A 13,290-nucleotide genomic window follows, 5' to 3' on the forward strand; every position below is an offset into this window, starting at 1 on the left:
CGAAGCCGTAAGGTTGGGGCGTACGAGAGGGAACGTCGGAAGGAGGCCTGGGTGATCGAGCTCGAGGGGGTTCCCGAGCTGATCGACCCGGTCATGGTGGCCGCGTTCGAGGGCTGGAACGACGCCGGCGACGCCGCGTCCACCGCGGTCGCGCACCTGGACCGCGAGTGGAAGGGCGAGGTGTTCGCGGCGCTCGACGCCGAGGACTACTACGACTTCCAGGTCAACCGGCCCACGGTGTGGCTGGACGGCGGGGTACGGAAGATCACCTGGCCCACGACACGGCTCTCCGTGGTGCGGGTCGGCGGGGAGAAGCCCCGCGATCTGGTGCTGGTCCGCGGCATCGAGCCGTCGATGCGCTGGCGCTCGTTCTGCAACGAGCTGCTGGGCTTCGCCCACGAGCTGGGCGTCGAGATGGTGGTGATCCTGGGCGCGCTGCTCGGGGACACCCCGCACACGCGGCCCGTGCCGGTGAGCGGTGTCACCTCGGATCCGGATCTGGCCAGGACGATGGATCTGGAGGAGACCCGCTACGAGGGCCCGACCGGCATCGTCGGCATCCTCCAGGAGGCCTGCACCCACGCCGGGGTCCCGGCGGTGTCGCTGTGGGCCGCCGTACCGCACTACGTCTCCCAGCCGCCGAACCCGAAGGCGACACTGGCGCTGCTGAACCGGCTGGAGGACCTCATCGGCCTCCGCATCCCGCTCGGCGAACTGGCCGAGGACGCACGGGCCTGGCAGCTCGGCGTGGACCAACTCGCCTCCGAGGACAGCGAGGTGGCGGAGTACGTGCAGACGCTGGAGGAGGCCAGGGACACCGCCGAACTGCCCGAGGCGTCCGGCGAGGCCATCGCCCGGGAGTTCGAGCGGTACCTGCGCCGTCGTGACGGCGGCCCCGGGCAGGGGCCGGGCGGTCATGCCACGGAGGGCGGGGACGGCTCGTACCTGCGGGACACCGCGAGCGGACGGACGAGGCCGCCGAAGCCGCAGCGCGCCGAGCACGGGTCGGACGGGTCCGAGGACGACGACTCCGTGACGCCTGAGTCGTCCGGGTCCACCGGGCCGTCGGGGCCTCCCGAGTCCTCCGAATCGCCCGATTCCCCGGAGTCCTCGGAGTCCTCGGAGGACTGACTCCTCGGAGGCTGCTCGGAGAGACGTACTCAGCGCGCGTGAGCGGGTGGTGCCGGCTTTTCCGGCACCACCCGCTCACGTGTCTCCCGTTCCGGTCCGGCGGTCCCGCCGGGGCCACGCGGGACCCGCGGATCCGTCAGCCGCAGCGGAAGCGGGACGCCGGCCAGTCCGCGTGGTCGACGGACTTGGAGCCGTCCGTGTCGATGGCCTTCGGGCGTACGTACCGGGCGCCGGTGGCGTCGCCCGCGCCGGGTACGGTCGCCGAGGCCCCGGTCGTTTCGGGCGAGGTCCACCGGACCTCGCCGTCCGTCTCGAATCGGAACACCGCCTCAAGCGGTAGGCGCCGAAGCGCTGTTCCCGGGCGGTGGTGGTCACCGGGTCGCCGAAGAAGAGGTGTTGGGCGCGTAGGTGCTGCGGTGGACGTCGTAGCCGGTCGAGGAGAGGGGGATCGACACGGGGTTGGGGTGGCCGCCGTCGTTCCAGTCGCCGTCGATCCCGACCCCGAACCCCGACGGTCCTGTCGCGGTGCGAGGTGCTGCCGCGGCCGTTCTGCGTTCCCTCGCCGGGGTACTGCTCCTCCGCGCCAGGCGACAGGATCCGGGGCGTCCCGGTTCCCGGTCCCGCTCAGGCCCCGCGTCTTCTCGGCCCAGCCGGGTGCCGTCGGCGCGGCGGAGGGCCGCTTGCCGCGCTCCAGGGCGGCTTTCGAGGCGGCGTCCAGGTCGGAGCCGAAGGCGGGCCGATCGCAGCGGTGGCTTCCAGACGCGCAGGGTCACCTCGGAGGTGCCGAGTTCGCAGCGGTCACCGCTCCGGGTACGAGGACGAGCTTCCGCCTCGCGACGCACCGCATCCGACGCCGCGCGCCGGTCTCCCGGGGATTGTGGGACAGCCCTTGGCGCAGAGCGAGCGTTCCGCCATGGGCAAGGCAAACAGCCGCCCCCGGACCCGTGGGATGCTGCGGGTCGACCAACAGCATCCCGTGAGGGTGCGGGGGCGGCCGGTACACCGGGGGCGGTCCCCCGGCTGCGCGTCCGGACTACAGGGCGACACCCAGCAGGGCGTCCACGGCGCGCGACACCAGGCCGGGCGCGCCCTCGTCCGTACCGCCCTCGGTGCGCTGGGTCTCGGCCCAGCGGTCCACGGCGGCGAGCGCCGCCGGCGCGTCCAGGTCGTCGGCGAGGGCGGCGCGGATCTCCTCGACGAGCGCGTCGGCGGAGGGCCCGTCGGGCCGGGAGACCGCCGCACGCCAGCGCCCGAGGCGCTCCACGGCCTCTTGGAGCACCTCGTCGGTCCACTCCCAGTCGGCACGGTAGTGGTGCGCCAGCAGGGCCAGCCGGACGGCGGCCGGGTCCACACCGTCACGGCGCAGCGCGGAGACGAAGACGAGATTGCCCTTGGACTTGGACATCTTCTCGCCGCCCAGGGCGACCATGCCGGCGTGCACATAGGCCCGGGCGAACGGGTGCTCACCGGTGAGGACCTGGGCGTGCGAGGCGCCCATCTCGTGGTGCGGGAACGCGAGGTCGGAGCCGCCGCCCTGCACGTCGAAGCCCATGCCGAGGTGGTCGAGGGCGATGGCCACGCACTCGATGTGCCACCCGGGCCGGCCGCGCCCGAGGCTGCCGCCGTCCCAGCTCGGCTCCCCGTCCCGGGCGGCCATCCACAGCATCGGGTCGAGCGGGTTCTTCTTGCCGGCGCGGTCGGGGTCGCCGCCGCGCTCCGCGGACAGCGCGCGCATCGCCTCCGCGTCGTAGTGCGACACCTCGCCGAAGTGGGGGTCGGACTCGACGGAGAAGTAGACGTCGCCGTCGAGCTCGTACGCGGCACCCGCGTCCCGGAGCCGCTCGACGAGCGGAACGATTCCCGGGATGGCCTCGACGGCGCCGATGTAGTGCCGCGGGGGCAGCATCCGCAGCGCGGTCATGTCCTCGCGGAACAGGGTGGTCTCGCGCTCCGCGAGCTCGGTCCAGTCCTGGCCGTCGCGCTGGGCGCGCTCCAGCAGCGGGTCGTCCACGTCGGTGACGTTCTGGACGTAGTGAACCTGCCGCTTGGTGTCGAGCCACACGCGCTGGACGAGGTCGAACGCGTTGTAGGTCGCCGCGTGACCGATGTGGGTCGCGTCGTACGGGGTGATGCCGCAGACGTAGATGCGGGCGACGGGACCGGGGGCGAGGGTGACGCGGCCGCCGGTCGCGGTGTCGTGGATCCGGAGGTCGCGGCCCGTGCCGGGCAGGGCGGGGACCTCGGAAGCGGGCCAGGCATGCATGTCACGAGCGTAACCGGATGCATGTTCCGGATACGAACCGGAGCCCTCTCTTGGCCGGTTAGGCGCTCTTGCGCCTGCCCCGGTCGTGGGGGTAGAGGCTGCGGTCCGGTGCCCGGGCGGACCCGCACTCGGCCACGGCCGGGGGCGGATCGGCGCGCGGCCGGGACGCGTGGGATCGCCGACTCGGCGGCCCGGCCACGCCGGCACCCGGCCGGACGTGCGGCCACGGCCTTCCGGACCGCCCCGGGAACCTGGTCGCGCCTGCGAGGTTCCGGCATGCCCCGTGGGCCCTACACGGGCGGCCAGGGAATCGCGGGCCAGTTGCCCGCCGGCTCCGGGTGGCGGGCGCTCGTGCGCAGCGCCCGTACCCGGCCCCGCACGGCGGCCTTCTCGTCCCGGGTGATCAGCTCGGACAGCCGCCCGGCCAGCGGTTCCCCGTCGCCCAGGGATGCGTCCAGGACCTCCAGGACGGCCAGGGCCTCCTCCGTCAGCGGCTCTCCCGCCCAGCCCCACAGCAGGGTCCTCAGACGGTCCTCCACGTTGAAGGTGACACCGTGGTCGATCGCGTACAGGCGGCCGTCCGCCGCGGGAAGCAGATGCCCGCCCTTGCGGTCGCCGTTGTTGATCACCGCGTCGAGCACGGCGAGCCGGCGCAGCCGGGCGTCGTCCGCGTGCACCAGGAGCGCCGTGCGCCCCTCCCCCACCTCCGCGAGGCCGACCGCCCTCCAGCCGTCCTCCGGTTCGTCGCCGTCGACGAGGGCGAGGAGGGACTGCTCCGGATCGGCCTCGATCCACAGCTGGCACATGCCCTCGCCGTACGGACCGTCCCGGAGCACGGTGGGCGGCACCAGCCCCCATCCGGTGGCCTCGGACAGCTCGTACGCGGCCACCTCGCGCTGGGCCAGCGTGCCGTCGGGGAAGTCCCACAGCGGGCGCTCGCCGGCGACGGGCTTGTAGACGCAGTGCGCCTCCCGGCCGTCGAGGGCGACGGCGCAGTACAGCGCGGCGTTGGACGCCTCGCGGATACGGCCGCGCACGGTGATCTCGCCCCGGGCGAGGAGTTCCAGGTGCCCGTCGTGCGCGGTCACGCTCCGCGGCGGTATCCGTTCTGGCGCGGGCATACGTGTCCCTCCGGGTCGAGCGGCAGGCTGCACAGCGGGCACGGCGGCCGGCCCGCGTTGACGACGTCCAGCGCGCGCTTGGCGAAGGCCCTCGCCTGGGCGCCGGTCAGCCGCACGCGCAGCATCGGCGGACCGTTCTCCTCGTCCTGCAACAGCCGTTCCTCGGCCTCCGCGAGGTCCTCCTCGGAGTCCGCGTCCAACTCCACCAGGGCCTGGGCCTCGACGATCATGCGCTGTTCCTCGCCGTCCCAGGCCAGCGCCATGGTCCCGACCCGGAACTCCTCCTCGACCGGCGCGTCGAGCGGTGCGGTGTCGGCGATGTCCGTGGGGGCGACGGCCGGGACGGGGGCGTTGCCCCCGGTGCGCCGCACCACCTCGTCGAGCAGTTCGTCGATCCGCTCGGCGAGGGCGGCCACCTGGGTCTTCTCCAGGGCGACGCTGGTCACCCGCCCCCCTGCGGAAGCCTGTAGGAAGAACGTACGACGTCCAGGCAGCCCGACCGTGCCGGCCACGAAACGCTCCGGCGGGTCGTACAGGAACACCTGACGGGTCACGTCCTGCTCCCTTGGATTCAGAGGATCTTCGGTGCCGGAAGCGGGCTTCCGGGGTTCGGCCCGTCCACCCTACTGCGCCCGTCGATCACGGTGCGCCCGCGCCGCCGCCGACCACCGCCGACCCGTCCGTCCCGCCCTCACGGGGCTCGTTCACGTTCTCGCGCGGCCGGAGGGAGTCCAGGTCACCCGTGTCGCCGAGCCTCAGCAGGAAGGGCCGCAGACGGGTGTAGCGGATCGCCGTCACGGAGCACGGTTCGACGTGGATCCGCTGGAAGAGGTCGAGGTGCATGCCGAGGGCGTCCGCCACGACGGACTTGATGACGTCGCCGTGGGAGCACATCACGTACACGGCGTCCTCGCCGTGGTCCCGCTCGATCCGGGCGTTCCAGTCGCGCACGGCGTCGACGGCCCGGCCCTGCATGGCCCGCATCGACTCGCCGCCGGGGAACGCCGCGGCGGACGGGTGCCGCTGGACGACCTCCATCAGCGGCTCGCCGGCGAGTTCCGTCAGCTTGCGGCCGGACCACTCTCCGTAGTGGCACTCGCCGATCCGCTCGTCGCCGTGGAGCGGGAGGCCCGGCCGTGCGTCGAGCAGCGGCTGCAGGGTCTCCCGGCAGCGCTGCAGCGGACTGGTGACGGCGGCCGCGAGGGGCAGCCCGGCGAGCCGCGCGGGCAGGGCGGCCGCCTGCGCGGTGCCGTGCTCGTCGAGCGCGATGCCCGGCGTCCAGCCCGCGAGGACCCCAGCGGTGTTGGCGGTGGACCGTCCGTGACGTACGAGGATCAACGTGGCCATGACGGCCAGCCTAGGACGTGTTCGGGGGACCGGGTGATGACCCGCACGCCGGGCGGCTCGTCCGGCCCTCCCTCCGGCGGGAACTGGGCGGTGCGCCCCGGCGGTTCGCGCCGCCGAGGTGCGCGCGGGGCGCGGGGGCGGAAGAATGCGCGCCGTGATCGTGGACTGCGCCATCTACCGGGACGGCCGCCGGACCGAGGGCCCCGAGGATCTCTCCGACGCGCTCGCACTGGCCCGTACGTCCAGGAACACGTTCCTGTGGATCGGGCTGCACGAGCCGAACGAGGAGGAGTTCGACCGCGTCAGCAGTGAGTTCGGGCTGCACCCGCTGGCCGTCGAGGACGCCCTCAAGGCCCATCAGCGGCCGAAGCTGGAGGTCTACGACGACTCGCTCTTCGTGGTCCTCAAGCCCGTCGTGTACGAGCCGGAGTCGGACACGGTCAGCACCGGCGAGGTGATGGTCTTCGTCGGCGACTGCTTCGTCGTGACGGTGCGGCACGGCGAGGCCGCGCCCCTCGGGGCGGTGCGACGGCGGCTGGAGGCCGACCCGGACGTCCTGCGCCACGGTCCGACGACCGTGCTGTACGCCGTCAGCGACGCCGTCGTGGACCGCTACATCGAGGTGGCCGCCGAGCTCCAGGTGGATCTGGAGGAGCTGGAGGCCGCCGTCTTCGCACCCGTCGGCGACACTCGGCACACGGCTGCCAAGATCTACGGCTTCAAGCGGCAGGTGCTCGAGTTCCGGCGGGCGACCGGGCCGCTGACCACACCGATGGCCAAGCTCGCAGGTGCGTCGGTGCCCTTCGTGGACGAGCACTCCCAGCCGTTCTTCCGCGACGTCGACGACCATCTGACGCGTGCCAACGAGCAGGTGGACGGACTGGACCGGCTGCTGTCCGACGTGCTGTCCGCCCACCTCGCGCAGACGGGCGTGCGGCAGAACGACGACATGCGCAAGATCTCCGCCTGGGCCGCCATGGCGGCGGTGCCGACACTGGTCGCCGGCGTCTACGGCATGAACTTCGAGCACATGCCCGAGCTGACCTGGAAGTGGGGCTATCCGGCCGCGATCGCCCTGATGGTCCTCGTGGTGTACGGGCTGTACCGGCTGTTCAAGCGCCGCGGCTGGCTGTAGTGCCGTGCGACCGTGCCCTGGCCGGTGACTCGGCGGACTCCCGCACGCGGACGGCCCGCAACGAAGTGCGGGCGGCCGGCGCCGGAGCGCCGCGATGTCACCGGCATCGGCTCCAGGCCCCGCCGGGCCTCAGACGACGGGGGCCGTGGTCGCGGGACCGCCGAGGGCGTCGCGGCGCTCGGGCATCCTGAGCGTGACCATGCGCCGCCAGCCACCGGCGCGTTCGAAGGCGTACAGGGCGTGGATACCGCCGGCGAGCACCGCCGACTTGGACCTGGGCCATTTCAGGATCCGCCCCATGTGGGCCATGACCGCGAGGCTGACGTCCCGGTAGACGGCGATCTCGGTGAGGGCGCACTCACGCAGGGTGCCCTGGATGGCGCGCCCGTGCCCGGCGCGGGCGAGGCGGAGCAGTTCCTCGTGGCAGTAGGAGAGATGGTTGTCCTCGTCGTTGCAGATCTGCCTGACGGCCCTGCCGACCTCGGGGTGGTCGCCGAAGAACCTCACCAGCATGTCCATCTGGTCGGCGGCGCGCTGCTCGGTGACCCGGCTGTGCGAGAGGTAGACGACGATGTCCCGCTCGGTGAGCCGTTCGTCGCGGCGCAGCTTTTCGTGCGCCAGTCCGATCCCCTGCCGCTCCAGGAGCATCGTGTAGTCGGTCTCGGGCGGGACGCAGACCGGGTCCAGACCCCGCTTCCTCAGCAGGGCGTTGAAGATCCGGCCGTGCTTGTCCTCGTCCGCGCCGTGCCGGGTGATCTTCGGCGCGAGCGCCCGCATGGTGTCGGGCACGAGCGCGGCGATGCGGCCGTTCTCCCAGCCGCCCTGGGCCTCACCGCTGGCCGCGATCGAACAGAAGAGCTGGTAGGAATCGTCGTTCTCCAGGATCTCCTGGAAAAGGCTTCGGGCCGAGAGCATCACTGCCACCTCCGTGAGGCACCCCGTGGGCGACGGGCGTCCGCAGAGAACGAGTCAAATGCGGACCGGACGGACAGGCAACAGGTGAGCGGGGCGACTCCGCCGAAAGAAGGAGTACAAGGGCATACCGACCACGGGCGGACGGACGGGCGTTCCCCCGCCGGAGGCGGACGGCGGGCGCGGACCGGTCCGACGACGCCCGGCGCCGGCATGTCGCCGATGCACCGCGTCCGGGGCGTGACCGAGGACGAGGTGAGGCGTTAGACCTCGTGACGGCCGTGGCGGGGATGACCCCGAGCCCCCACCACGGCCGCAGGCATGTCCGGCGCCGCCCGCGGCGGACGGTTGGTGACCGGCGACCGGCGCCCCCGCCCGCCCGGCGGGAGAGCCCGCCCCGCGTTCGGGCCGTACACCGCCGGGCGGGTCCGGTCCGAACGCAGGCCCGTTACGCCAGTCCGGCGCGCTCCAGGGCCTCGGTGCCGGCCCGCAGGGCGGTCAGCCGCTCTTCCAGGGTGAAGCCGGCCGGGGCGAGGGTCAGGGTGGTCACGCCGGCGGCGGCGTAGGCCCGCATGCGGTCCGCGATCCGGTCGACGGTGCCCAGCAGGGCGGTGGAGTCGATCAGCTCGTGCGGCACGGCCGCCGCCGCGCCGGCCTTGTCCCCGGCGAGGTACTTGTCCTGGATCTCCGCGGCTTCCTTCTCGTAGCCCATGCGCTGGGCCAGTTGGTTGTAGAAGTTCTGCTTCCGGCTGCCCATCCCGCCGACGTACAGCGCGGTGTACGGGCGGAACATGTCGGCGAGGGCCCGGACGTCGTCACCGACCGCGAGCGGCACCGTGGGGCAGACGTCGAAGCCGTCCATCGTCCTGCCGACCTTCTCGCGGCCCGCGCGGATGTACCGGATCGCGGTGTCCTCGAGGTGCTCGGCGGAGGGGAAGATCAGCAGTGCGCCGTCGGCGATCTCGCCGGTCTGCTCCAGGTTCTTGGGGCCGATGGCGGCGATGTACAGCGGGATGCGCTCGCGCTCGGGGTGGACGGTCAGCTTGATGGGCTTGCCCGGACCGCCGGGGAGCGGGAGCGTCCAGTGCTCGCCCTCGTAGGTCAGGCGCTCGCGGGTCATCGCCTTGCGGACGATCTCCACGTACTCGCGGGTGCGGGCGAGGGGCTTGTCGAACTTGACGCCGTACCAGCCCTCCGACACCTGCGGTCCCGAGACGCCCAGGCCGAGGCGGAACCTGCCGCCGGAGAGCGAGTCCAGGGTGGCGGCGGTCATCGCCGTCATCGCCGGCTGGCGGGCGGGGATCTGGAGGATCGCGGAGCCCACGTCGATGCTCTCGGTCTGGGCGGCGACCCAGGAGAGGACCGTCGGCGCGTCGGAGCCGTACGCTTCGGCGGCCCAGCAGACGTCGTAGCCGAGACGGTCCGCCTCCTGGGCGACGGCGAGGTTGTCGCCGTCCATGCCCGCGCCCCAGTAGCCGAGGTTGATGCCCAGCCGCATACCGCTCCCCTTACCGCTCCGTGTGCTTCGGATGTACCGATTTACCGATGAGTAACGTCCTTGTCGCGGACTCTAGCGCGGGAAGCGGCGTCACGTCAGGGGCGGCCCGGCGACGGCTGCGCTGGCGAGTTGTCCACGGGGTCGCTCCGGGTGGGGCCGTGGCCAGTAATCTCGCGCCCATGGAGCAGAGGCAACTCGGCCGTACCGGCCTGCGCGTGTCCCGGATCGGGCTCGGCACCCTCACATGGGGGCGGGACACCGGCGAGCACGACGCTGCCGACCAGCTGAAGGCCTTCTGGGACGCGGGCGGCACGCTGGTCGACACGGCGGACGTGTACGGCGGCGGCGAGGCGGAGTACCTGCTCGGCCGGCTGCTGGAACGGCTGGTTCCGCGGCGCGATCTGGTCATCGCCACGAAGGCCGGCAGCGTGCTCGACCCCATGCGGCGGTTCGACGGTTCGCGCGGTCATCTGCTGACGGCCCTGGACGCCTCGCTGGAGCGGCTGGGCACCGACCACGTGGACCTGTGGCAGGTCCACGGCTTCGACCCGCACACACCGCTGGAGGAGACGCTCCAGGCGCTCGACATCGCGGTGAGCAGCGGCCGCGCGCGCTACGCGGGGGTGTCGGGCTTCTGCGGCTGGCAGCTCGCGAAGGCCGCCACGTGGCAGCTCGCCGTGCCGGGCACACGGACCCGTCTCGCCGGCACGCAGATGGAGTACTCGCTGCTGCAGCGCGGCGTCGAGCGGGAGGTGCTGCCCGCGGCGCGGGACCTCGGCGTGGGGTTGCTGCCGTCGTCCCCGCTGGGCCGCGGTGTGCTCACGGGCAAGTACCGGCATGCGACGCCCGCGGACTCGCGCGGGGCGTCGGAGCAGCTGGCCGCCTTCGTGGAGCCGTACCTGGACGAGTCGGCGACGCGCGTCGTGGACGCGGTCGCCACGGCCGCGGACGGGCTGGCGACGACCCCGCTCGAAGTGGCGCTCGCCTGGGTCCGCGACCGGCCGGGCGTGGTGGCGCCGATCGTCGGCGCCCGCAACGCGCAGCAGCTCACGCAGGCGTTGTCAGTGGAGGGTCTTAGTCTTCCTGACGAGATCTGCCGGGCGCTGGACGACGTGTCGGCACCCGTGCACCGCTATCCCGATCAGGACTGGAGCACGCTGTGACTGCGCTTCCCGGGGCGAGCCCCGGCACCCCCGCCGAGGACCCCGCGTCCGAGGGCTCCGCACCCGGGGACTCCGGTCCGGGCACGCCCGTCACCGCGGAACGGCGAAGTGCCGGGACGGAGCCGGACCAGGTACCCGGTGCCGCGGCGGACGGCGGAGGAGTCGCGGAGGATCCCTCCGCCGAGGATCCCTCCGGGGCCGGGAGCACCGTCGACGGCGAGGCCGCCGGGGACGCCGGAGCGTCCGAGGCCCAGGCGGAGCTGGCCGCGCAACGGGAGTTGCGGTCACGGATCGAGAAGCGCAAGGCCGAGAAGGCCGGGCCGATCGCAGCCGGCGGGAAGCTGAGCGGTACCGCGGCCGATCTTCTGGCGGCGGTGCGGGCCGTGGAAAGCGGCGCCAAGCCGTCGGGCGCGTTCTTCGACGCCTCCGCCGCGCCGAGGAAGCCGGCTCCGACGTCGGTGGCCGGGCAGGGACGGCCGAGGGTGCCGGCGCCCGGGCCCGCACGGCAGCGGGTCGATCCGGGCACGGTGGCGGCCGTTCTGGAGGTCCTGGTGTCGGGCGGTGCGCCGGAGGGCCTGGCCGCCCGGGTAGCCGGAGTGCTCGGTGAGCAGGCGGCCGACGCGCTCCGGGAGGACCCCTGGCGGCTGCTGGCGGTGCCCGGGGTGCAGCCGGAGCAGGCGGACGGTTTCGCCCGGGCCCTGCTGGGCGCGGAGTGCCGGCCGGACGACGGCCGGCGGGCCGCGGCACTGGTCGGCTGGCTGCTGGAGCGTGCCGCGCTCCGGGGGCACACGGCTCTGGACTCCGCGGCGGTGCGTACGGCGCTCGCCGGACACTCGGTGCCGGACCCGGACGAGGCGTTGCAGCACGCCATCGCCGAGGGGGTCGTGCTGGTCTTCCAGGACGGCGTCGACGCCGTGGAACCGGAGGAGGCCGAGGGCCCCGGAGGGCCTGAAGAGCACGGGGCGCCGGAGGCCGGGGAGGAATCCGGGCCGCAGGCGACGGTCCCGGTCCTGCTGGGCCTGGACCGGTACGCCCTGGCGGAGGAGAGCCTCGCCGACGGTCTGGCCCGGCTGGTCAAGACCGCGCAGCCGGCGTCCTGGGAGGAGGCCGCCGGGGCCGCGGGGTCACCGTCGACCGCGGAGCTCGTCCGTGCCGCCGCCGGGCACGGCCTGGTCGCGCACACGGGCGGCACGGCGGCCCGCGCCGAGCCGGCCGCCCTGGTGGAGGCCGCCCGCGCCCTCGGTCTGCGGGCGGTCGCCGCCGCGCACGGCGAGAACGGCCGGCGCGGGCTGGGTGCGGGCGCGGTCACGGTAGGGGGGCTGCTCTCCGGCTCCGAGGGCCCCGGCCGGGACGAGGACGGGACGCTGGCCGTGGATCTGCTCGCGGTGCTCGACGCGCCGCAGCTCGACGTCGAGACCGCGGCCGTGCTGGTGGAGTCACTGCCGGACGGGTGCCGGCTGGTGCTGAGCGGGGACCCGGGTGTGCTGTGGTCGGCCGGCGCGGGTCGGGTGTTCGCCGATGTACTGGCGGCCCGGGTGTGCCCGGTCGTCGCCTCCCGCACGCCCGATCCCGGGCCACTGGGCGAGCTGGTCTCCGGGATCGGCGTCGGCGAACTCAACCGGGTCGAGGCCCCCGGCAAGGAGGTCGTGATCGTTCCGGTGCGGGACGCGGGCGAGGCCGTGCACCGTACGGTCCAGCTGGTCGCCGACTCGGTCCCGAGGGCGATCGGGGTGCCGTCGGCCGATACCCAGGTCATCACGGTCGGCCATGGAGGCTCCGCGGGCACGAGGGCGCTCAACGCCGCCCTCAAGGAGCGGTTCAACCCCGGTCCCGGCCGATTCGGCGGCTTCGACCCGGCCGACCGTGTCGCCTACGCCCCAGCCCCCGGGCGAACCCTGACCGGCACGGTGGTCTCGGCCGACGCGGAGGGGCTGCGCGTCGACTGCGAGGGCAGGGCCGTCCTCGTCCCGAAGGACCTGGTGGAGTCGACGCTCCGGCACGGCTGGGCGCTCACGGCGCACCAGGCGGCCGGGATGCGCTGGCCCGCGGTCGTCGTGGTGCTGCCGGGGGACGCGGCACAGGGCCTCAGCCGCCCCTGGGTCTACACGGCGTTCAGCCGCGGGGAGCGCCATCTGTCCGTGGTCCACGGAGTGGAGCAGGCCCTGGCGCGCGCGGTGGCCGATATCCCGTCCGAGCACCGGACGACCCGGCTGCGCCCGCTTCTGGAGAACCTGCTCGCGCCGGGCGAAGAGGCCGCCGGCACCTGAGTGGATACGGCGCGCGGGCGGGGTGCGATACGAGGCGACACCCCGGCGAAGGCGCTCACCCGGGTGTGAGCGGCCGCCCCGCCGGGCACCGCCGCCCCACCCACCCGCACCCCGGGCGTGAGCGTCCCCACCACTGGGCGCCACCGCCACGCACGGCGCCACCAGGCCCCGACCGAGCGCGAACGGCACCCACCACGGCCCGTGCACGCATTCCTCTCGCGGCAGGGCACGGTGTGACGGCGCCCGGGTGAGCCTCAGCCGGCGGCCCTGCACCGCCGTGAACGGCTTCGCCCGGGACGCCTGAAGGTGACACGGCGCCCAGGTCCGCGGGTGGGCGGGGCCGCCCGTTGCTGCGGACGCGGACGGGCGGGCCGCCGACCCGGCTTCCGCCCACACGGCACGGAGCGGCGAGACACCGCGCGGAGACGGACGGTCGCAGCGGGTCCCGCGCGA

11 protein-coding genes are annotated in these 13,290 nt (G+C 73.8%); 4 read left to right on the forward strand and 7 right to left on the reverse strand.

Annotation, left to right across the window (positions count from 1 at the left end):
- The first annotated feature begins 51 nt into the window (after window positions 1-51).
- Window positions 52-1,131, forward strand: coding sequence for a PAC2 family protein (locus QMZ92_RS01655; RefSeq protein ID WP_283295400.1), 1,080 nt, complete (start codon window positions 52-54; stop codon window positions 1,129-1,131).
- A gap of 136 nt (window positions 1,132-1,267) precedes the next feature.
- Here the strand turns inward: QMZ92_RS01655 and QMZ92_RS01660 are convergent, their stop codons facing one another.
- The 5 genes from QMZ92_RS01660 to QMZ92_RS01680 form a co-directional block, all read right to left on the reverse strand.
- Window positions 1,268-1,456, reverse strand: coding sequence for an NPCBM/NEW2 domain-containing protein (locus QMZ92_RS01660; RefSeq protein WP_283295401.1), 189 nt, complete (start codon window positions 1,454-1,456; stop codon window positions 1,268-1,270).
- A 708-nt stretch (window positions 1,457-2,164) separates the two neighbouring features.
- The gene (mshC, locus tag QMZ92_RS01665) at window positions 2,165-3,394 is read right to left on the reverse strand and encodes a cysteine--1-D-myo-inosityl 2-amino-2-deoxy-alpha-D-glucopyranoside ligase (protein WP_283295402.1); all 1,230 of its coding nucleotides are present in this window, start codon (window positions 3,392-3,394) and stop codon (window positions 2,165-2,167) included.
- A gap of 290 nt (window positions 3,395-3,684) precedes the next feature.
- A complete protein-coding gene (locus tag QMZ92_RS01670; protein ID WP_283295403.1) occupies window positions 3,685-4,515 on the reverse strand; it encodes an SCO1664 family protein in 831 nt (276 codons plus the stop codon).
- Window positions 4,479-5,069 carry a DUF3090 domain-containing protein gene (locus QMZ92_RS01675; protein ID WP_283295404.1) on the reverse strand — a complete coding sequence of 197 codons (591 nt, stop codon included), beginning with the start codon at window positions 5,067-5,069 and terminating at the stop codon, window positions 4,479-4,481. The genes QMZ92_RS01670 and QMZ92_RS01675 overlap by 37 nt, the downstream gene beginning before the upstream one ends.
- An 85-nt stretch (window positions 5,070-5,154) precedes the next feature.
- Complete coding sequence (locus QMZ92_RS01680; RefSeq protein ID WP_283295405.1) at window positions 5,155-5,862, reverse strand: histidine phosphatase family protein; 708 nt, start codon at window positions 5,860-5,862, stop codon at window positions 5,155-5,157.
- Between the two features lie 145 nt (window positions 5,863-6,007).
- Between QMZ92_RS01680 and corA the strand changes: the two genes are divergently transcribed.
- The gene (corA, locus tag QMZ92_RS01685; RefSeq protein WP_283295406.1) at window positions 6,008-6,997 is read left to right on the forward strand and encodes a magnesium/cobalt transporter CorA; all 990 of its coding nucleotides are present in this window, start codon (window positions 6,008-6,010) and stop codon (window positions 6,995-6,997) included.
- 129 nt (window positions 6,998-7,126) lie between these two features.
- Here corA and QMZ92_RS01690 read toward each other — a convergent pair whose 3' ends face one another.
- Window positions 7,127-7,912, reverse strand: a complete 786-nt coding sequence (locus tag QMZ92_RS01690; RefSeq protein WP_283295407.1) for a ferritin-like domain-containing protein — start codon at window positions 7,910-7,912, stop codon at window positions 7,127-7,129.
- Between the two features lie 445 nt (window positions 7,913-8,357).
- Window positions 8,358-9,407 carry an LLM class F420-dependent oxidoreductase gene (locus QMZ92_RS01695; protein ID WP_283295408.1) on the reverse strand — a complete coding sequence of 350 codons (1,050 nt, stop codon included), beginning with the start codon at window positions 9,405-9,407 and terminating at the stop codon, window positions 8,358-8,360.
- Window positions 9,408-9,586: 179 nt separating this feature from the next.
- On the opposite strand from QMZ92_RS01695, the gene QMZ92_RS01700 reads away from it, so the two are divergent.
- Both QMZ92_RS01700 and QMZ92_RS01705 read left to right on the forward strand, forming a co-directional pair.
- A complete protein-coding gene (locus QMZ92_RS01700; RefSeq protein WP_283295409.1) occupies window positions 9,587-10,570 on the forward strand; it encodes an aldo/keto reductase in 984 nt (327 codons plus the stop codon).
- On the forward strand, window positions 10,567-12,837 hold the full coding sequence (locus tag QMZ92_RS01705) for a helix-hairpin-helix domain-containing protein (RefSeq protein WP_283295410.1): 2,271 nt from the start codon (window positions 10,567-10,569) through the stop codon (window positions 12,835-12,837). Before QMZ92_RS01700 ends, QMZ92_RS01705 begins: the two co-directional genes overlap by 4 nt.
- Window positions 12,838-13,290: the final 453 nt, after the last annotated feature.

The sequence above is a fragment of the Streptomyces sp. HNM0645 genome (assembly GCF_030056615.1).
Lineage (GTDB): Bacteria > Actinomycetota > Actinomycetes > Streptomycetales > Streptomycetaceae > Streptomyces > Streptomyces marianii.